At 45.5% G+C, this 19,130-nt stretch carries 18 protein-coding genes; 7 read left to right on the top strand and 11 right to left on the bottom strand.

The annotated features are described in order from the left end of the window. Window positions 1-232: 232 nt before the first annotated feature. Complete coding sequence (locus ACTJIX_RS05625; RefSeq protein WP_440611258.1) at window positions 233-1,564, top strand: PGAP1-like alpha/beta domain-containing protein; 1,332 nt, start codon at window positions 233-235, stop codon at window positions 1,562-1,564. Between the two features lie 43 nt (window positions 1,565-1,607). On the opposite strand, the gene ACTJIX_RS05620 is transcribed toward ACTJIX_RS05625, so the two are convergent. Both ACTJIX_RS05620 and gshA read right to left on the bottom strand, forming a co-directional pair. Then, complete coding sequence (locus ACTJIX_RS05620; protein WP_440611257.1) at window positions 1,608-2,135, bottom strand: disulfide bond formation protein B; 528 nt, start codon at window positions 2,133-2,135, stop codon at window positions 1,608-1,610. 3 nt (window positions 2,136-2,138) lie between these two features. Next, the gene (gene gshA, locus ACTJIX_RS05615; RefSeq protein WP_440611256.1) at window positions 2,139-3,731 is read right to left on the bottom strand and encodes a glutamate--cysteine ligase; all 1,593 of its coding nucleotides are present in this window, start codon (window positions 3,729-3,731) and stop codon (window positions 2,139-2,141) included. 210 nt (window positions 3,732-3,941) lie between these two features. On the opposite strand from gshA, the gene ACTJIX_RS05610 reads away from it, so the two are divergent. The 3 genes from ACTJIX_RS05610 to ACTJIX_RS05600 are packed head-to-tail and all read left to right on the top strand — an operon-like array spanning window position 3,942 to window position 6,395. After that, window positions 3,942-4,481 carry a DUF924 family protein gene (locus ACTJIX_RS05610; RefSeq protein ID WP_004813851.1) on the top strand — a complete coding sequence of 180 codons (540 nt, stop codon included), beginning with the start codon at window positions 3,942-3,944 and terminating at the stop codon, window positions 4,479-4,481. Window positions 4,482-4,530: 49 nt separating this feature from the next. After that, on the top strand, window positions 4,531-5,085 hold the full coding sequence (locus tag ACTJIX_RS05605) for a CC0125/CC1285 family lipoprotein (RefSeq protein ID WP_440611255.1): 555 nt from the start codon (window positions 4,531-4,533) through the stop codon (window positions 5,083-5,085). Between the two features lie 8 nt (window positions 5,086-5,093). After that, window positions 5,094-6,395 (top strand): DUF445 domain-containing protein, encoded by a 1,302-nt coding sequence (locus ACTJIX_RS05600; protein ID WP_440611254.1) that lies wholly within the window; start codon window positions 5,094-5,096, stop codon window positions 6,393-6,395. A gap of 298 nt (window positions 6,396-6,693) precedes the next feature. Here ACTJIX_RS05600 and ACTJIX_RS05595 read toward each other — a convergent pair whose 3' ends face one another. Next, complete coding sequence (locus ACTJIX_RS05595; protein WP_440611253.1) at window positions 6,694-6,981, bottom strand: DUF2798 domain-containing protein; 288 nt, start codon at window positions 6,979-6,981, stop codon at window positions 6,694-6,696. 255 nt (window positions 6,982-7,236) lie between these two features. Between ACTJIX_RS05595 and argS the strand changes: the two genes are divergently transcribed. Together argS and ACTJIX_RS05585 are read left to right on the top strand one after the other, a co-directional pair. Beyond that, window positions 7,237-9,027: an arginine--tRNA ligase gene (gene argS / locus ACTJIX_RS05590; protein ID WP_440611252.1), complete on the top strand. Its 1,791-nt coding sequence runs from the start codon at window positions 7,237-7,239 to the stop codon at window positions 9,025-9,027. 333 nt (window positions 9,028-9,360) lie between these two features. Further along, window positions 9,361-9,975, top strand: a complete 615-nt coding sequence (locus ACTJIX_RS05585; RefSeq protein WP_004813862.1) for an SPOR domain-containing protein — start codon at window positions 9,361-9,363, stop codon at window positions 9,973-9,975. Between the two features lie 92 nt (window positions 9,976-10,067). Here ACTJIX_RS05585 and asd read toward each other — a convergent pair whose 3' ends face one another. From asd to ACTJIX_RS05560, 5 genes are all read right to left on the bottom strand, one after another. Continuing rightward, window positions 10,068-10,919: an archaetidylserine decarboxylase gene (gene asd / locus ACTJIX_RS05580; RefSeq protein WP_004813864.1), complete on the bottom strand. Its 852-nt coding sequence runs from the start codon at window positions 10,917-10,919 to the stop codon at window positions 10,068-10,070. Then, window positions 10,916-11,764, bottom strand: a complete 849-nt coding sequence (locus ACTJIX_RS05575; RefSeq protein ID WP_340817212.1) for a sulfurtransferase — start codon at window positions 11,762-11,764, stop codon at window positions 10,916-10,918. The genes asd and ACTJIX_RS05575 overlap by 4 nt, the downstream gene beginning before the upstream one ends. Window positions 11,765-11,927: 163 nt before the next feature. Then, window positions 11,928-13,139 carry a nicotinate phosphoribosyltransferase gene (gene pncB / locus ACTJIX_RS05570; RefSeq protein WP_008305847.1) on the bottom strand — a complete coding sequence of 404 codons (1,212 nt, stop codon included), beginning with the start codon at window positions 13,137-13,139 and terminating at the stop codon, window positions 11,928-11,930. A 118-nt stretch (window positions 13,140-13,257) separates the two neighbouring features. Further along, entirely contained in the window at window positions 13,258-13,788 is a 531-nt protein-coding gene (locus ACTJIX_RS05565) for an ankyrin repeat domain-containing protein (RefSeq protein ID WP_440611251.1), read from the bottom strand. Between the two features lie 185 nt (window positions 13,789-13,973). Further along, window positions 13,974-15,488 carry a catalase gene (locus ACTJIX_RS05560; RefSeq protein ID WP_008305852.1) on the bottom strand — a complete coding sequence of 505 codons (1,515 nt, stop codon included), beginning with the start codon at window positions 15,486-15,488 and terminating at the stop codon, window positions 13,974-13,976. Window positions 15,489-15,710: 222 nt separating this feature from the next. Between ACTJIX_RS05560 and dtd the strand changes: the two genes are divergently transcribed. After that, window positions 15,711-16,151 carry a D-aminoacyl-tRNA deacylase gene (gene dtd / locus ACTJIX_RS05555; RefSeq protein WP_004813873.1) on the top strand — a complete coding sequence of 147 codons (441 nt, stop codon included), beginning with the start codon at window positions 15,711-15,713 and terminating at the stop codon, window positions 16,149-16,151. Between the two features lie 317 nt (window positions 16,152-16,468). Here the strand turns inward: dtd and ACTJIX_RS05550 are convergent, their stop codons facing one another. The 3 genes from ACTJIX_RS05550 to serB all read right to left on the bottom strand — a co-directional run bounded on the left by ACTJIX_RS05550 (window position 16,469) and on the right by serB (window position 19,065). Then, the gene (locus tag ACTJIX_RS05550; protein ID WP_004813874.1) at window positions 16,469-16,948 is read right to left on the bottom strand and encodes a hypothetical protein; all 480 of its coding nucleotides are present in this window, start codon (window positions 16,946-16,948) and stop codon (window positions 16,469-16,471) included. Window positions 16,949-17,091: 143 nt separating this feature from the next. After that, window positions 17,092-17,427 carry a ciprofloxacin tolerance protein AciT gene (gene aciT / locus ACTJIX_RS05545; RefSeq protein WP_004813875.1) on the bottom strand — a complete coding sequence of 112 codons (336 nt, stop codon included), beginning with the start codon at window positions 17,425-17,427 and terminating at the stop codon, window positions 17,092-17,094. 411 nt (window positions 17,428-17,838) lie between these two features. Then, window positions 17,839-19,065, bottom strand: coding sequence for a phosphoserine phosphatase SerB (gene serB, locus ACTJIX_RS05540; protein WP_004890910.1), 1,227 nt, complete (start codon window positions 19,063-19,065; stop codon window positions 17,839-17,841). Window positions 19,066-19,130: the final 65 nt, after the last annotated feature.

Raw genomic sequence — 19,130 nt, 5'->3', positions numbered from 1 at the left:
AACGCCTATGTTTTAATCAAAATCTATTTTATATATGAGAGATGGATCATCGTTATCTAATCTGTTTTTGGTGAATTGTCCGACAAAAAACACCGCAGTTTTTCACGTTCCTCGGTATTTTAAGAATATTCCCAGAAAAATTAGAAACATCAAAGTTCAGAAGAATTTATACCGCGAACATCTTTAAAAAGAAAGGTCTCAGATATTCGCATTGATGAAAGGAACGGATCCGATGACAAGCTTAACGCCATTGCATGAAACCTATTGCAAGTGGGATCGTACTCCTCCTACCCAGGCAGATGTACTGGAAGGACTTGCTCAGCTTGTTACCATGCGGTTTAATGATGTTGCCCAAGAACTGATCAAGACTATCCAGCGTGAAATCTTATATAGTTTCTTTGGTTTAAGTGAACGTCATTCAGAAAAAATCCAGAACCTGCCTGCCATTGTCCGGCTCTATCAGCGTTCCTATGACCTGTTGTTCCACTACGGCAATACCATGGTTGCCCCTGGACTGCGCCGTATTATTACCAGATTCCCACGTCTGCATGACAAGCCGCTGACGCCGAGCCTGCATTTTCTGGTTGGTGTGCTAAATGGCATCATTGGCGACTATCTGATCAAGCATCAAAATCCGATGGCGTTGCCGATGGTGGTTTATGATCATTATACCTCACTACAGCAGGGCGAATTGACGGGTCGAATTACTATCTTCGTGCATGGTTTATGCATGAATCATCTGACCTGGTCCAATCATAAGCATGAAGGCATTGGTGAAAAGCTGCTAACGCAGCGTGATAACAATACCATGTTGTACCTCAACTATAATTCCGGACGCCGTATCTCCGCTAATGGCCGTAGTCTGGCCAATACCCTGCATGACTTGATCACCCGCAATCCCGGCATTACCAGTATTGATCTGATCGGACACAGTATGGGCGGATTAGTCGCTCGTAGTGCCCTGTTCTATGGCAAACAGCATGTCTATGAATGGGTCAATATGGTCGACAATCTGGTCTGTCTCGGCTCACCACATCATGGTGCAGCATTAGAGCGCTTTGGTTTTAGCCTGCAGGATAAATTGGGACGCTTCCCGTTTGGAAAGATTATTGGTCATGTGGTGAATATCCGCAGTAATGGCATTCTGGATCTGCGCCACGGCAGTGTTCGGGATGATGACTGGGAACATAATGAAGTCAGAATTGGCCTGATGGATGATAACCGTAAACCGGCACCGATTCCGTCGCATATCCAGACCTATCTGGTGGCCGGTACAATTGAATATGAAAACCGGCATAACCGCACCCGCAATGTGATTGGGGATTATCTGGTCAGTGTCAAAAGTGCGCTCGGTGAACATCCAAACCCGCGTTTTCAGTTGAAAGTTCCAGACTCCCATAAAGCGATTTTCTATGGATTGAACCATTTTGAAATCCGGTTTCACCCACAAGTGGCTGAACAGATCGTGCGCTGGTTCTATCCGAGTGTGGAGGACAAAGTCTTTGACCAGATCCATGAATATATGATGGATCTGGAAAGTATTGAAGGCATTGCTCTGACCTGATTCAGTTATAAAAAAAACCCTCAAATGAGGGCTTTTATTTGCATCAGTATTTATCTCTTAGGCATTTGACTGGCGCCGTCTGATATTTACGGAATAACTGCCATAAACTGACCAGCAACAAGATACAGAAAAATACCAGTGACCAGACCGGTAAAGACTGCCCCAGAAAAGTCCAGTCCACTTTGGCACATTCACCTGAACCGCTAAGTACCTGCTGGAACACCGACTTCATTGGCAAGGTTTCCAGCCAGTAATCCAGACCCGGACCACAACTTGGGACTTTATCCGGCGGCAGGTTTTGCAGCCAGACATGACGTGCTGCCACACCTGCGGACCACAAAATACTCACTGATCCTAAAAAGGCATACAGGCGTTTCATGCCATTTGCTTTCGGATTATGCAAGAAAGCAATGAAAGAAATAATCCCCAGACCAATCAGGCCAATACGCTGAAAAATACACAACGGGCAAGGCTCAAGACCCTGCACATGTTCTAGATATAATGCAAATGCCATCCCCATCACGGATGCGGCAAATAACGCACCACTCACGAAGTGGTAATCCCATTTCATGGTCTATCCTCTTGTTTTTAATCGAAATTGAGCGAGATATTCAGCAAAGCTGATGCTGCTATCTTGCTCGAGTTCCTGCTGTTGCTGCAAGGACTTTTGTACTAATTCATCAAAATATGCAGTGGTTTTTTTACTGAGCTGATGCGCTTGATAAACCGCAGCATGCTGCTGTGCCAGCACCTGGCCGAAATGCCACATGCCACCCTGCTTACGAATATCACCCACCACAAGCGCAGAAAGTGTCGCATCGACTTCATCAACACGGATTTGCATGGTCTTCATGGCCGTCGTGTAAAGATTATTGCCATATGCTGCATCCAATAATTCTGCCAGCGGCTGCATGCGCGCCAGATGAACTCCACACCAGTCTTCGATTAGATATTTTTGACCATTTTCCAGAATAGCCGCATTCGGAGCACGACCGCGATTGACCACTTCAGCCTGATTCTTTTCGATGATGTCCTGCTCATCGCTGAGCAGTGCCGGGCTGTCCTGCAATAAACAGTACAGTGCAACTACTTCCAGGAAGCCTGCGGTATGTTCATCAATCCCGATCGGGCTGTATGGATTGACATCCACTGCACGCAGTTCCACATAGCCAATACCACGATTTGCCAGTGCCTGTGATGGAGTTTCACCGGCTTCTGGCACCTGCTTTGGACGTACCAGACTGTAATATTCATTTTCGATCTGTAGCACATGATCATTGATCTGGATTGGTTGCCCTGCTGCATCTTCAAAGCCCAGACGGGTAAATTGTTTATATGGTGTTTTAACTGCTTTTTGCAGACCTTCCAGATAGTCCTGCAAGTTGTTGTAATGAATACCGAGCTGCTTTTGGGCTGAGTTCTGATAACCAAAACGGCCCATGCGCAATGCAGTTGAATATGGGGTATATAAGGTGCCACGAGTAAGTGGCAACAGTTGATGATCACGTCCGGTCATAAAGCATTGGCACACTGCCGGGCTAGCACCAACCAGGAACATCACCAATGGTGTCAGTCGGATAAAGTTACGGATCAGCCCCATATAACGGTGGCTACGGTAATCCTGCAGGCTTAAGTTACGCAGTGACGCGTCACTTTCGTTGGCCTGTAGCGCCTCGAAGAAATGATCCGGGAAAGACAGATTATAATGTACGCCTGAAATGGTCTGCATACGGCGACCATAGCGCACACCTAGACCACGACGATAAAGTGTCTTGAATAAACCAATATTGGAAGAACCGTACTGCGCCAGTGGAATGCTGTCATCGCTGCTGTCGAGCATGCATGGCATCGACATCGGCCACAGCTTTTCTTCATCTTCCAGTTTGCGATGTACGATGGCATGGATATCCATCAGGTAATCCAAAGCGCCACGAATACTGTCTTTTGGCGGAGTAATAAACTCCATCAAAGCTTCAGAATAGTCAGTGGTGATATGCGGATGAGTCAGGGCTGAACCTAGTGCTACAGGATGCGGCCTTTGCGACAGAAAGCCATTACCTTGCATACGCAGGCTTTCTCGCTCAATTCCGCGCAGCATCCCCTTGATGAGCGACGAATCCACCCAAGTTGGTAATACAGCTTGGCTGGTCGATTCAGGTTGACTCATTACAATCTCGCTTAATGGGCTAAACTATTAATATAAAATCATCATTTTATAAGAGTATAACGTGATTTTAGATCCGCACATTACACCCTGCCTGCTTTTCAGGCAAATCATTGATTTTAATTCCGCAAATTTTTAACACAAACTTTCTCTATAAGACATGTGAAATTTGTGATTTTATTAACGAATAAATGCTAACGAATTGTAAACCTTATGAATTATCAAGATATTTTGGACTTCTGGTTTAGTGCCGAAACCCAGCCGAACTGGTTTGCCAAAAGCGACCATTTCGACCAAAGTTTGACTGAGCAATTTTCAGAAATTCTGGAACAGGCAAGTCAGGCTGAATTATGGTCCTGGCGTAAAACTGCTGAAGGCCGTCTGGCAGAAATCATTGTTCTGGACCAGTTTTCTCGCAATATTTTTCGGGGTACTGCACGTGCTTTTGCCCAGGATAGCCTGGCTCTAGCTCTGGCACAGGAAGCCATTAGCCTGGATCTGGACAAGCAACTCAGTCCGGAACAGCGGGCTTTTTTATATATGCCGTTCATGCACAGTGAATCCAGACTGATTCATGAATATGCCTTCAAACTATTTCAACGCCTCGGTAACCCGTCTAATCTCGAATATGAAATCAAGCATAAAATCATTATCGAACGCTTTGGACGCTACCCACATCGCAACCAGATTCTGGGCCGTGAATCTACCGAGGAAGAATTAAGTTTCCTGACCCAGCCGGATAGCAGTTTCTAGGAATTTTCAGGTACTGCTGTCGCTGGATCACCCCATCAGGAGAACGAAGATGAAAAAGACCATCATCGCCTTAGCATTTGCAAGCACTGCCCTGCTTTCAGGCTGTGCAACCACCCCTTCCAAACCACTGACCTTTGACCAGCTCGGCCAGTACAGTACTACACCTCTCAATGCCCAGACTTACCGGATCAGTTTCAAGGCACTTCCAAACATGAGCTTTGGGACAGCTGAAGAAATTACCTTGGTTAAGGCGGCCCAGACAACTGTACAGAATGGATTCCAGTTCTTTCGGGTGCTGGATGATCCAAGCAACCGTACCCAACGACCTCCGCGTGAAGCAATCGTCTATCCCACACCCATGCCATATCCCTATGGCTATTATCGCCGGCATCCATTTTATTGGCCTGATCCCTTCTATGACATGCCGTATCGTGTCACTGTAGAGCCAGCACAGATTGCCTATACGATTGAATGCTTTAAACAGGCACAGGCCCCCAAAGATGCCTTCGATGCTCGCTTGATTCTACAATCGCTCGGCGCTAAATATGGTCTGAGCCCAACAGGTGAGATACTGCAGCCACAGCCCGTGACTATGACTAAATAGGAGTCTTTATGCAGACAGAGACCAGTTCACCGAGCCTGCAACGTAGTAAACGTTTTGCCACCATTGCTTTAATTGTGGCTGTCGTCACCTGGCTGGCACTGATGGTCGCTGCCAAATTACTGCCAGAATATGTATGGTTGATCCATATCCTGATGCTGTCTGCAGAAGCAGGTGTGGTAGGTGGAATGGCAGACTGGTACGCAATTACCGTTCTGTTCCGCAATCCTTTTGGCAAGTTACCCATTCCCAGGTTTCTGCGTGACCACACCGAGATCATTCCACGCAATAAGGCCCGTATTGCCGAGTCGATGGGTCGCTTTGTGCAGGAAAACTTCCTGTCTCCACAGATTGTGGAGCGTAGTCTGGCCAGTACCGACCTGAGCCTGGCAGCAGGCCGCTGGCTGGCAAATCCGGAGAATAACCGTCAGGTGACTCAGGTCATCCAGCAGACTGCTCCACGGATCTTTGAATTTGTCGGTCAGGAACAGATTTCCGGCTTTATTCAGAGCAATAGTGTGCAATGGGTGAAAAGCACCCAGATCAATCATCTGGCCAGTGAGATGTTGCGCGCTGTACTGGAAAATGATTTTCATCAGGATGTTCTGCAACGTGGCCTGGATCTGGTACATGCCTGGATGACGTCTCATCCGGAGCAGACCCGTGAACTGACCCGTACCCTGTTTAAGGAAATGGGGGTGTGGAAATTGGCAAAGGGTGCCAGCTGGATCGGGATTGACGTGCAACAGCGCAGTATCGACTCGGTAATTCAGCGCATCGAAGCCATGCTGGCAGATCCGGATCATCCTTGGCGCCTGAAGATTGAAGAGTCTGCCCATCAGCTGATGCTGCAACTGGCTGACAATGATAGCGATGCCAGTCAGCGTCTAAATTCTGCTAAAGATGCCCTGCTGGACAGCCCACAGGTACTGAACTTCATTAGTGGTGCCGTGGTGATTCTCTGTGATGCGATCAAGGCAGATCTGGAAAAACCGGATTCCGGTATTGCAGAAAATCTACGTATTGCCATTCAGCAAGTGGGTGAAAATATCATTTCCAACAGTTCAGTGCGTGAATTACTGAATAATCGTATGAGTAATATGGCAGTTGACTTAAGTGATCAATACAGCGAGAAAGTCATCCGTTTTATCAGTGAACGGATTCATGAGTGGGATTCACGTGAAATGATTGACAAGATTGAAAATGAGGTCGGTGGCGATCTGCATATGATCCGGGTCAACGGCGTGGTGGTCGGGGCCTTTATCGGCCTGGTACTGGGCATTATCCGGGCCATTGTCGAATATGTGCTTTGATTCTTAGGGTATGCTCAAATCTCAGGGATTGAGCTATCGTCCAAGTTTCTATTTGTCAGATAATAATCCTACGAAACCTTAAGCGTGTTTTAAGCAGTACAAGGTCAGGTGTAGTTCCTGCTAGAACAATCTTGGTAATCCTTTTGTCCTGCTTAATCTCAAAAAACTGGAGATCTTCCTGCTTGCTCTAGTGCAAGCCAGAGTCCTGAAAATTGATCATTCGGGCCAGCTGTATACTTTTCAACATCGGCAGGTAAATCAACTCAATCAACGCGTGAATTTTATGCAATCAATCAATCTACTTCGGCAGTTGTGAGCCACTCATATCCACCAACAGGCCAGTGAGCTTACGTACGAATGGCAACAATAGCAGCACGATCGGAAAAGCAAACGCCCAGGAAATCATCCAGTTGTGCAGCCATAAGGTAATAAAACCTTCAATCCAGCCCAAAGTACGCAGCATATTAATGAAAGAAATGATACCGCTCATCAGGCAGGACAGGATGAAAGGGATAATTATCAGTGCCCATTTAGCGGGAAGTTTAGGAATATTGCCAAAGATAACCGGACGTTGTTGCGAATCCACTGCAAGCTCTTTTTGTTATTTCAGTCGGGTTAATATAGGCTATTTTTAGTGATTAAGAATTCATTTTTATAGCAAATTTTGCAACTTGCTTATTACGATATTGTTTATGTGATATACGAACGAATAAATGACAATTCTGTATAAATCTTCCAGCTACCGATCGTATATTTTTTATTCCCCATAAATGGTTTTACCTAAAGAGTCGGAAATTTGCTATATTTGCTGTTTTTCTGCGATATCTATTTTCGACTGATTATGAATACGGCAATCCAAGCAGCTCTCGATCATGCAGTGCAAACCTTACAGGCACAAAACGTACTCCCATCTGACTGGAACAATACAAGTAATTTGACGCGTACCAAAGACCGTAGCCACGGTGACTTTGCATCAAATATTGCCATGATCGCGTCTAAAGCTGCGGGTATGAAGCCGCGTGATTTAGCAGAAAAAATCCTTGCTGCCTTGCCAGAAGTTGCAGATATCAGTAAAGCCGAGATTGCAGGCCCGGGTTTCATTAACTTCTTCCTGAATGCTGACCAGCGTTTCGCGGTTCTGGACCAGATCCAGGCGCAACAAGCGACTTATGGTCGTACCCAGGCCAATGCGGAAAAACGCATCCAGGTGGAATTCGTTTCTGCGAATCCAACTTCTAGCCTGCATGTGGGTCATGGCCGTGGTGCTGCATATGGTATGACCGTAGCGAACCTGTTAGAGGCAACAGGTGCGAAAGTTGACCGGGAATATTATGTGAATGATGCTGGTCGTCAAATGGATATTCTGGCGACTTCAACTTATTTACGTTATCTGGAATTGACTGGCCAAGAACTGGTATTTCCGAAAAATGCCTATCAAGGTGACTACGTTAAAGAAATCGCACAAAGCATTATCGACCAGGATGGCGATGCCTATGTACGCCCGGTGGCAGATGTCTACAAAGACGTACCTGAAGATGTGCAGTTTGCGGCTGAACCGGATGCTGAAGGCAATAAAGTCGTACTTTCAGGCGATAAAGAAAAACATATCGATGGCTTGATCTTCAATTCTCAAAGCTTAATTGGCGAAGGTTACCGCGTGTTCCATCAAGCAGCGCTTAAAGCGATTCTTGATGACATTAAAGATGACCTTGGTGAATTTGGCGTAACTTTCAACCAGTGGTTCAGCGAAGCATCTTTGACAGAAAAAATTGAAGAAGCATTACAAACGCTGGATCAACGTGGTTTCTTATACGAAAAAGATGGCAATATCTGGTTCAAATCAACTGAATTTGGTGATGAAAAAGACCGTGTGGTCAAACGCCGTAATGGTCAAACGACTTATTTCGCATCAGACATTGCGTACCACTTAAATAAACTACAACGTGGCTATACCGATATCATTGATATCTGGGGTTCAGACCACCACGGTTATATCGCACGTGTAAAAGCTGCAATTGATGCACTGGGTTATGATTCGAAGAAACTGACTGTGCTGTTAGTGCAGTTCGTCAGCTTATGGCGTGGTGGTGAGATGGTGCAAATGTCATCTCGTTCAGGTCAGTTCGTGACTTTACGCGACCTGCGTAAAGAAGTAGGTAATGATGCAGCACGTTTCTACTATGTGATGCGTAAGTCTGAGCAGCACATTGACTTTGACCTTGACCTTGCAGTGTCACAAAGCAAGGACAACGCTGTGTACTATATCCAGTATGCCCATGCACGTATCTGCCGTATGTTAGAAAAGGCGGTTGCGACTGGCGTAAACTTTGATGCTGTGACTGCACGTGGTCTGGCCGCTAAGCTCGAGCTGGATGCTGAAACTGAAATCTTGGCAAAACTGGCAGCCTACCCTGAGATTGTGTTTCGTGCTGCAAACAGCTATGAACCGCACCAGGTGGGTAATTATCTGAAAGAATTGGCTGCATTGTTCCATGGTTGGTACAATGAGAACAAAGTACTCGGTGATGATGCTGAACTGACTCAAGCTCGTCTGCTGTTGTCTGTAAATGTACGTCAAGTGCTACGCAATGGTCTGGAACTTCTTGGCGTATCAGCTCCTGAATCAATGTAAAGCACTGCTTTTACATTGATACAAGAAGGTAAATAGTCAAAGCACTGCTTTGCAGACTCGCAAGACGAGAGCTAGGCTCGAAGTGGAAATGTAAAGCATTACTTTTCTATTTGACGCGAGACGAAGAACTTTGTTCAGAGTAAGCATGCAAGCAGACAGCCAAAACTATGAACTAGATGTCCAATTTGACATCTAGTTCATAAAAATATCCTGTGGAGTGGGTGATTTGTATAATGACATTTGTATTACGATCACATACGATGCAGAGAGTAAGGCATAACACCGGTTATGCCTTTCTCTGTCTGGTAAAATAAATACAAGAGGAAATCCCCAGTGTTTGGAAAAACGCAACGCGGTGTATCTGAACGTCCGAACAAGCCAAAGAAGCCATTGATTCCTGCATGGTTAGGCACACTCGTGATCATTTTAATCGTGTTAAGTTTTCTGGTGGCGCTCATGCTGTGGAAGCCATGGGAACCTGTAAAACCAAACAATGATCAGATCACTTCTCAGCATTATGAAGAGGAAGACACCAACAAGGATTATCGCTTCTATGACCTGTTGCCGAAACAGCAGGTTACTCCAATTCCTGAACAGGCTGTGCCTGAAACCAATAAACAGGATGCTGTGGTCATTGTAGAAGCTCCTCGAACTGAGGAAGCTGCACCTGAAACTGTGAATGAGCCGGGACTGGTAACTGAAGAACCTGTTGCACCAGTAGCGACCTATATTCTACAAGTACGCAGTTTTGATGATCCGGATCAGGCGGATGCACGCCGTGCCGAGATTATCCTGAATGGCCTATCTGCGGATGTGGTCAGAAGCGTTGAAAATGGCAAGGTCTGGTACCGTGTGGTTTCCGGCCCTTATGATTCTGTAGAAGCGGCAGTGATTGCACAACAGACTTTGCAGCATAGTGGTATCGATTCGATTGTTGTGAAGCAATAAATAAATTCTAGATCTAAAAAAAGCGCCTGATGGCGCTTTTTTTTGTACCTTTTAATTCCTCCCTTTTCAAAGGAAGGTCAGGAGGAATTTTCTTAAACGGTATGCCCTAAAGCTTCACCCATCAACACTGTTGAATTGGCTTTAAACTTCTCATCCCATTGCATCTTGTTTTCTTCAAACAGAATGACAGCCGTTGAGCCCAGGTAGAAACGGCCAAGTTCTGCACCTTTTTCCAGGAACAGATTATGCTGGTTCAATTCAATCCGGCCTGAAGGTTTTACTTTACCCGTCGCCACGGTTTCAATACCGGCTACAATCATGGCCCCAACAAGCACCACTGCCATACGACCAAGCTCAGTATCAAACAGGCACACCATGCGCTCATTACGTGCAAACAGACCTGGAATATTTTCTGCTGTCGTCTGATTGACCGAGAACAGTTCACCCGGTACATACAGGGTTTCTGTCAGTGTGCCAGCAAATGGCATATGCACACGGTGATAGTCACGTGGTGACAGATATACTGTGGCAAATTCACCGTTTTTGAATGGCTGCGCCAGTTGTGGATCGGCAATCAGATTTTCAACTGTAAACTTTTGACCTTTGGCCTGGAACACATCACCATTTTCAATCTTGCCGAGTTGGGAAATGGCGCCATCGGCAGGAGAAACAATACTGCCCTGGTCAGCGTCAACCGCACGCACTCCGGTTCTTAGACCGCGGGTAAAGAAATCATTAAATGACTTGAACTTCAAGGCATTGGTCTGCTCCGCAATCGACATATCGATGCCGTATTTGGCTTTAAAAGCAGAAATCACCGCAGTTTTTACAACCGGATTTTCACTAGCTGCAATTTTACCTACCACACGAGACAGACGATGCTGTGGCACCACTTTCTGAGCCTGGATAAATAATTGTTGTTTTAAACGCGATGTGATGCTCAAGATGGCAACTCCCCTGTAGCGATTGGACTATCGAGGCGGTTGCCCCATTCACTCCACGCACCGTCATAAGCCTGGATTTTCCAGCCGAGCAAACGTCCTAAGATATAGGCCAGCCCGGAGCGGTGATGTGACTGACAGTACACCACTACAGGCTGCTTAAGATTAAAACCCAGTTGTTCCAGGCGCTGTTGTGTGCGCTGCAAAGGGTGTAATTTTAAATGATTTTCACGGTTAAGGGCAGTACTCCACTCAAAATGACGTGCTCCCGGAATGTGACCGCCGCGTCGTGCTGTCAGACGCAGGCCGGTATATTCATCTTCAGTACGGCAATCCCAGAGCTGGATCTGCCCTTGATCGACCTGCTGACGTAGGGCTTCATAGTCAATCCCTACTGCATTTTCCTGGTTCAGGTTGATTTGCACCAGTTGTTCGACTGGCTCCAGCTTCACCGGATCAGAGGAAGTCGGCAGCCCAGCCGCTAACCAGGCATGAATACCACCATTGAGTAAGCTGGTGTGCTCAAATCCTAAACAATGCAGGTTCCATAACAGACGCCCTGCCCAAGCCCCACCTTCATCATCATAAGCCACGACATGATGCTCAGGAGAAATATTCAGATAACGAACTAGTGCCTCCAGGCCTTCTTGATCCGGTAATAGACCCAAAGCTTGCTCTTCCTGACGAACCAGCATTTTTGGCTGTAAATGGAGTGCATGCGGAATATGCAACTGTTCATAAACAGAGGCACGACTCAGGTCAACAATACGGAGTTTTTCATTGCCCAGATGCGGCACCAAGTCTTCTGTTTCTATCAGCAGACCCAAATTAAAAGCTGAAGCTGTCATCGTTATCATAGGTATTCTGGTTCAAATCAGTCTGATCTTAGCACAGCTCATTTTTACAATTATGCGGTTTTTATTGGGTTATTTATCACAATTTATGCTAAAGACCCTGACACACAGGACATTGCATAAAAAACCGCCTCAGGTTGAAGACGGCTGATTGAGATTACTTTTCAGCGACTTCGCTGATGTCAAATACCTGACGCAGATACGCAAGGAAGGTATCATTGTCGGTCATGGTTTTTCCTGGACTGTCGGAAATTTTTGCGACTGACTGACGGTTACATTCCACCAGTTTCAGCACGATATTCAGCGGTGTCTGTCCCATGTCATTGGTCAAATTCGTTCCGATCCCGAAGCTGACCTGGAAGCGATCTTTGAAGTACTGATGCAGTTTCCAGGCTTTTTCCAGATTCAGGCCATCACTGAAAGTCAGCATCTTGGTTTTGCTGTCTATTTTCAGTTTTTTATAGTGGGCATAGGCTTTATCGCCCCATTCATAAGGGTCGCCACTGTCATGACGCAGGCCATCAAACAGCTTGGCAAAATACAGGTCGAAATCACGTAAGAAGGCATCCATCCCGACCACATCAGTCAGGGCAATTCCCAGATCACCACGATATTCCTGTACCCAGGTTTCAAGTGCTGCTTTCTGGAAATCACGCAGGCGTACATCCAGTGCCTGGAAAGCTTGCAGGAATTCATGCGCCATCGTACCAATTGGCGTAATACCCAGTTCTTTGGCTAATAGTACATTACTGGTTCCACGGAAGACTTGTGGCGCTGCCTTATTAAATTCTTCCACCACATGCTTTTGCCACTCGAAGCTGTAACGGCGGCGGGTACCAAAATCAGATACCAGAAATGGCGGATCATTTGAATCCTGCGAAGCATCGTACTGTTTCAGTAGTTGCATTTTGGCCTGCAGCCGACGTTCACCTTCTATCAGCACTTCTGGAGTACGGATCCGGCTAAAATACAGTTCGTTGACAATCGCTAGGACAAAGATTTCAAACATCATGGCCTGAACCATTGGGCCTTCAACGGTAATGTCTAAACGACCTTCACTGTCGATGGTCGCCTTGATAAAGCGGCGTTTGAGCTGAAACAGCTCCAGATAATCCACAAAATCACTTTTGATAAAACGCAAGCTGCGTAAATACTGCAGTTCATCTTCTTTAAATTTCAGCTGGCACAGTAGATCAAGCTGATGGTTCAGATCATCCAGGATATCCGTGAGTGGATAAACCGTATCTTCAAGATTACGGCAACGGAAATGATAAAGACTGTGTGTTTGCGGAAACTTGTGTAATACCACTTGTAACATGGTGAATTTGTACAAGTCAGTATCAAGCAGGGATTGGATGATTGGCGCCATAACTTAGGAAATATCGCTGTGCTTATCTTTGCATTAAAGCATAAAAAGCCCTGCAATATTGCAGCAATTACATACAGCCAGGAGAAATATAGACCAAAGTACTGCTGTAAATAACAGCCTATTTATCTGCTTTTGCTTTAGATTTTTCTGCTTCTTGGATGATTTTTTGTAGCTGTTTTTCCTGGCCAATCACTTTAGCAAATTCAGCCGTGGTTTTTTTTCCGGTCTTTTTGGCTTGGGCATCACAATCCACCTGACGCAGCTGCTTGGCAATGGCAAATTCCATTTTGAACAAGGCACCCATTAAAGCGGTATTGCCGCGGTTGTCTCGGGCACAACGGTCTGCACCATGTTTCAACAAGGTCGTAACAATACTCTGGTGACCATAATAGGTCGCCATCATTAGCGGGGTATAACCGTCTTTATTGCGCACATCGACCGGAAAGCCATGTTTTAAAAATTCGTTGATAACTTCGCTATTACCAATTTTGGCCGCAGCGAAGAACAGGTCGACCAATTCCTGTTGTGAGGTCATCTGAACGCTTGTCGCAGTTTTTGCAGGGGAGACATTCTTCACTTCAGCAGCAGTTGCGAATGCGCAACTGAAGGCAAGAATACTGGCTAAAAATGCTTCTGGCATAACTTTCATGATGAACTCCAACAGAAATCGAAAAGAAAATTTCAGTCACTCAGGATTCAATTCACCTGAGATGAGATAGAAGCGGAGTGCCTGTAAAACTCCCCCTAGGGTGCAGGAAAGGTTTGGAGTTTTACAGGACTTTTCGGAGGTGATGTGCTATACCCTAGTCACCAGTTCCTCAAGACCAATCGAGATTAGTCTTTTAATTTTGCAGCTTTGGCTTTAACCGTCGCCAGGTTACCGTTGACTGCTTTGGTCATACGGGTACCGTAGTCTGCATCTGCCTTGTAGAAATAAGACAACATGATGTGCTTGGTTTCTGAATCTTTCACTGCACCTAAGTCAGCAGCCAGGTTCATGATCAGGTCATCTTTCTCTTTAGCTGTGTATGAGCGGTAAAGTTCACCAGCCTGCTTGAAGTTCTGTTCTTTGGCACCGATCTGTTGAACTGTGCCAGTAAGTGGAGTTTGAACCGCACGTGCTTTCGCAGTTGCAGCTTTTGGCTCTTTACGGCTAGGCTCATAGTTCACATCTGAGTCACGCTCAGATACATTCATGTAGCCATCCTGGTTGTTATTATTCACATTCACCACTGGGCGGTTGACCGGAATCTGCTGGTGGTTTGCACCCAGACGGTACATTTGTGTATCTGAATAAGAGAAGATACGGCCTTGTAGCAGACGGTCTTCTGATGGCTCGATTCCTGGTACCAGGTTACCTGGCGCAAATGCTGACTGTTCAGTCTCGTTGAAGAAGTTCTTCGGCATACGGTTCAGGGTCAAGGTACCGACTTTAGTTTCTGGAACCAGCTCAGTTGGCCAGATTTTAGTTGGATCTAGTGGATCGAAATCAAACTTGCCCAGGTCTTTAGGATCAAGCACCTGAATGTACAGATCCCATTTCGGGAAGTTACCTGCATAGATGTTGTTATAAAGGTCATTGGTCAAGTGGTTGAAATCTTTACCTTGCTGCTCAGCCGCTTCTTTCACGTTCAAGCCCTTCACGCCTTGTTTAGAGCGGAAGTTGAATTTCACGTACTTGTATTCGCCTTTGTCGTTATACAGTTTGTAAGCGTGAACACCAAAACCGTCCTGTTCGCGGTAGCTGGTTGGAACACCTTGCTTGCCGTATACATAGGTCAGCATGTTGGTTGCCCATGGCTGGCTCGACAAGAAATCAAACACACGGTTGGCATCTTGTACGTTAGTCACCGGGCTTGGCTTCATGGCATGAATGAAGTCTGGGAATTTGATTGCATCACGGATAAAAAATACCGGTGTCTGGTTACCGACCAAGTCCCAGTTACCTTCTTGAGTATAGAACTTCACTGCGAAACCGTGCGGGTCACGTAAAGTCTCTGGTGAACCTTTACCATGAATTACGGTAGAGAAGCGTAAGAAAACTGGAGTTTTAGTACCGGCTTTGAACAATGAAGCAAGGGTCAGATCAGATAGGTCTTTGGTTGCAACGAATTCACCATATGCTCCTGTACCACGCGCATGTACCACACGTTCAGGAATACGCTCACGACCAAAACGTTGTAATTTTTGAACTAATTGTACATCTTGAAGTAAAACGGAACCATTTGGACCGGCGGTGATCGAGTTCTGGTTATCCCCCACTGGCGCGCCGTTATCTTTAGTTAATGGGGCAGCTTGTGCGGCTGTGACAGTTGCAAGCATTGCAACCAGTAATGAACGCTTAAACATTTCTAAATCTCTCAATTTATTACCTTTCCTGCATGGGCTAAGATACTCGAGAGCAAAAAATAGATAAAACAGATAATTTTTATAAATTCAATCGTGTTTTTAGATTATTTAAAATATTATCAAATATAGTCAATAGATTAGAATACATTTTAAGCAGAGCTAATCTGCAGACTTGCTGCGGTTCTTGTACAATGCACATAATTTTCAGTTTTTGAGTCAAATATGCGCGCATTATTACAGCGAGTGCTAGAAGCCAAAGTCGTTGTTGAGGGTGAAACAACCGGAGAAATTCAGCACGGTATCTTGGTCTTTTTAGGGATTGGTAAGGAAGATACCCTAGAAAAAGGCCAGAAGCTGATTGATAAAATTCTGAAATACCGTTTCTTTGATGATGAACAGGGAAAAATGGGCTGGAATGTTAGTCAAGCTGGTGGCGGTTTACTGCTGGTGTCCCAATTTACCTTGATGGCGCAAACCCAAAAAGGTTTACGTCCTGACTTCGGTCCGGCCATGCCACCGGCTGAAGCAAAAGCCTTGTATGAACAGCTGGTGGAATATGCACAAAGCCAGTTTGATCATGTACAAACTGGTATTTTTGCCGCCGACATGAAAGTGCATCTGATCAATGACGGACCGGTGACGTTTAATTTAGAAGTTGAATAACAAGTTTCCTGATACTTTGTTTCTCGAAATTTTTTCTTTATAAATTATTTTTTTCAGTCTTTATTATTTTGGTTTTGCCTGAATGAGAAGTGGAGCTTCGCAAGGGAGGCATCTTGCGAAGCAATGCTCCTCACCGCAAAACTCGTCAGGTCTGATCAATGAATATATGTCTCGCAGAAACAATCTCTTTTAGCTCTAGTCTTGCCTGAAACAATTGCGGATGATATTTCATGTGTCCAATATTTTCTAAGCTCGAAAAAAATGCTAACCAATTATTTAATTGACTAGCATTCCAGATCTTTTAAAAAATTTAAATCTTATTTACCAGTTTTCTCTTTAATGAACTGACGTACTAGCTTCACTTTTTCTTTGACTGGTTTTGGCAATTTTGGTGGAAGCATTTTCGCCACTTGGTTAAACCAGACCAACAACCCGAAGTCACCTTCCATTTTGATAGTGCCGTTTTGCATGCCGGTCATAAATGCGGTTGGGTCACCTTTCATCAAAGTTTTAACACCCTGCTCGCTGTCTGCAAACTGCAATACAAAATCTGCTGGCTCAGCATTACCTGATACAGTATCAATATCACCGTTATTGACAATAATCTGGCGCGCCAGACCTTCATCTGTACCGATCTGGATACGGAACTGACGCTCATGGACCAATTCAATAAATTTCGGACTGGTACGTGCCAACTGCTTCATACGCAAAGCCAAGCCTGCAACCAGTAAATCAAGCGGGTCGGTACTGAGATCGACCAAAGGAAGTTTCAGGACAGGAATTGACGACAGTTTCATGAGTTATGCCTATTGTAATTCTACGAAAATTGATAGCTATCCTAGCATAAATTACAAGGAGGTTAAGCATGCAGTTTGTAGATGATCGTTAACAAAAAATGCACCCGAAGGTGCATTTGTTTTTATTGTTTTTAGTAGCGCAATTATCGACTAGAGAACTGCTGCTGGTCATCTTCATAAACAGGTGTATGTTCGATGCAGCGGCGATTGGCCAGTGCGCGCTCGGCACGACGATCTTCACGTAGCAACAATAGAGTTACTATGACCATCACGCTCGATAACGCCGCTAAATAACCATAGGTCATTGGCAGTTCAAATAGTGTCTGTGTTCCCAGGCGAATGACTTCAATCAGCCCCCAGGTAAACATTCCAGCCACCATAAAACTTAACCAGCGACGATACGGCGAGAAGAACACAACAAGTACAGCAGCGGCTACCAGACTAAAGCCCACAATTGTTGCTAAATTCGCTGTTACCATAAAATCCCCTCCGTCCAACCCCAGATCATGCAAGTAATGCAGCGGTTCTCATGGTTGAATGTCGTAAAACCCACTTCGTGGAATATATTGATTTGTCTATCTATGCCAGCATTATGATGAGTTTTTTGACTAAAAAAAGTCCTTTATTTCTGTTCAACGACATATTCTGTCGCGATATTATTTTGTCATTACATTTTTTATTTTTAGAGTTTTTCTGAAACATTTGCCCCATCGATGCTGGAGTGTCATTACAAAATAAACGCCGTTTTCCTGGCCTGAAAAAATTATTTTTCCGTTTAAGATGATCGGTATATTTCTATACAGCTCCCTCTACTATTCTTCAGCGCGTGATCAATCAGCATAAAAAAACGCGGCCATTTGACCGCGTTTCTATCTTAAAAATCGCTAATCTCAGGCACGGCTGAGGTCTTTGTCATGCACACCAAGCAGGTACAGCACGCCATCCAGACCGACACTAGAAATCGCCTGATTGGCATTCTGACGGACCAGTGGCTTGGCACGGAATGCCACGCCTAAACCGGCAATCGATAGCATTGGTAGGTCATTGGCACCATCACCCACGGCAATTGCCTGTTCCAGGGAAATACCCATCTCTTCAGCAATCGTCATTAACAGATGCGCCTTACGCGCACCATCAACAATATGACCTTTGACTTCACCTGTCACAATCCCATCCTCAACATCGAGGACATTGGCATGGACCTCATCAATGCCTAGCTTGGCTTGCAGATGCTCAGCAAAGTACTGGAAGCCGCCAGAAAGAATTGCGGTGCGATAACCCAGTGCTTTCAAGGTAGAGATCAGACGTTCTGCACCTTCAGTAATGGTCAGACGTTCTGCGATCTTCGGCAGCACAGATGCATCCATGCCTTTTAGTAGTGCTACACGTGCACGGAAGCTTTGCTGGAAGTCTAACTCGCCCTGCATGGCACGTTCGGTGATTTCAGCCACCTGTGCACCGACACCTGCTTCAATTGCCAGCTCGTCAATCACTTCCTGCTCGATCAGGGTCGAGTCCATATCAAAGCAGACTAGACGACGGTTACGGCGATAAACATTGTCTTCCTGAACTGCAACATCGACATTCAGTGCCGTAGACAGGCTTAGGCAGGCTGTACGCATTGCTGCGGCATCCAGCATCTGACCTTTCAGGCTGAACTGTACACAGGCACGTTTTGGTCCAGCCTCCGTATCATCATCGTCCAGTACCGGACGACCGGAGAGTCGGGTTACAGTTTCAATATTAAAGCCTTGACTGGACACGATCTGGGTCACGGCTTGCAAGTGGGAAGCCTTTAATTCCGGGGCCAATGCGGTCACGATATAACGGGTCTGACCGCCTTCTTTGACCCATTGATTGTATTCTGTGACAGAGATCGGTTTAAAGCGCACTGTTAACCCGATATCATGTGCTAGAATCAGGATTTCCTTCATGGCTAATGCGGTAGCGGTCTGGTCGTCCGAAGATACAACAATACCTAAGGTCAACTGGTTATGAATAACCGCTTGTCCAACATCCAGGATCTGTAAGGAATGAGCGGACAAAACCTGCATTAATCGTGTAAATTGATTAGGCTGGTCGGGTCCTAAGAATGATATAAGAATGATTTCTCGCATGAATTGACTCGGGTCTGAGCTACAACTATTGTTAGAATCATAATCGAATTTGAATAGAATTGCCT

The organism is Acinetobacter sp. 22323 (assembly GCF_052044895.1).
In the GTDB taxonomy this organism is placed as follows: Bacteria; Pseudomonadota; Gammaproteobacteria; order Pseudomonadales; family Moraxellaceae; genus Acinetobacter; species Acinetobacter schindleri.
This window is presented reverse-complemented; position numbering and strand designations above follow the sequence as displayed.

Coding starts and splice junctions, on each gene's coding strand:
- ACTJIX_RS05625 (WP_440611258.1), top strand. CDS start 233: ATGACAAGCTTAACGCCATTGCATGAAACCTATTGCAAGTGGGATCGT.
- ACTJIX_RS05620 (WP_440611257.1), bottom strand. CDS start 2,135: ATGAAATGGGATTACCACTTCGTGAGTGGTGCGTTATTTGCCGCATCC.
- gshA (WP_440611256.1), bottom strand. CDS start 3,731: ATGAGTCAACCTGAATCGACCAGCCAAGCTGTATTACCAACTTGGGTG.
- ACTJIX_RS05610 (WP_004813851.1), top strand. CDS start 3,942: ATGAATTATCAAGATATTTTGGACTTCTGGTTTAGTGCCGAAACCCAG.
- ACTJIX_RS05605 (WP_440611255.1), top strand. CDS start 4,531: ATGAAAAAGACCATCATCGCCTTAGCATTTGCAAGCACTGCCCTGCTT.
- ACTJIX_RS05600 (WP_440611254.1), top strand. CDS start 5,094: ATGCAGACAGAGACCAGTTCACCGAGCCTGCAACGTAGTAAACGTTTT.
- argS (WP_440611252.1), top strand. CDS start 7,237: ATGAATACGGCAATCCAAGCAGCTCTCGATCATGCAGTGCAAACCTTA.
- ACTJIX_RS05575 (WP_340817212.1), bottom strand. CDS start 11,764: ATGACAGCTTCAGCTTTTAATTTGGGTCTGCTGATAGAAACAGAAGAC.
- pncB (WP_008305847.1), bottom strand. CDS start 13,139: ATGGCGCCAATCATCCAATCCCTGCTTGATACTGACTTGTACAAATTC.
- ACTJIX_RS05565 (WP_440611251.1), bottom strand. CDS start 13,788: ATGAAAGTTATGCCAGAAGCATTTTTAGCCAGTATTCTTGCCTTCAGT.
- ACTJIX_RS05560 (WP_008305852.1), bottom strand. CDS start 15,488: ATGTTTAAGCGTTCATTACTGGTTGCAATGCTTGCAACTGTCACAGCC.
- dtd (WP_004813873.1), top strand. CDS start 15,711: ATGCGCGCATTATTACAGCGAGTGCTAGAAGCCAAAGTCGTTGTTGAG.
- ACTJIX_RS05550 (WP_004813874.1), bottom strand. CDS start 16,948: ATGAAACTGTCGTCAATTCCTGTCCTGAAACTTCCTTTGGTCGATCTC.
- aciT (WP_004813875.1), bottom strand. CDS start 17,427: ATGGTAACAGCGAATTTAGCAACAATTGTGGGCTTTAGTCTGGTAGCC.
- serB (WP_004890910.1), bottom strand. CDS start 19,065: ATGCGAGAAATCATTCTTATATCATTCTTAGGACCCGACCAGCCTAAT.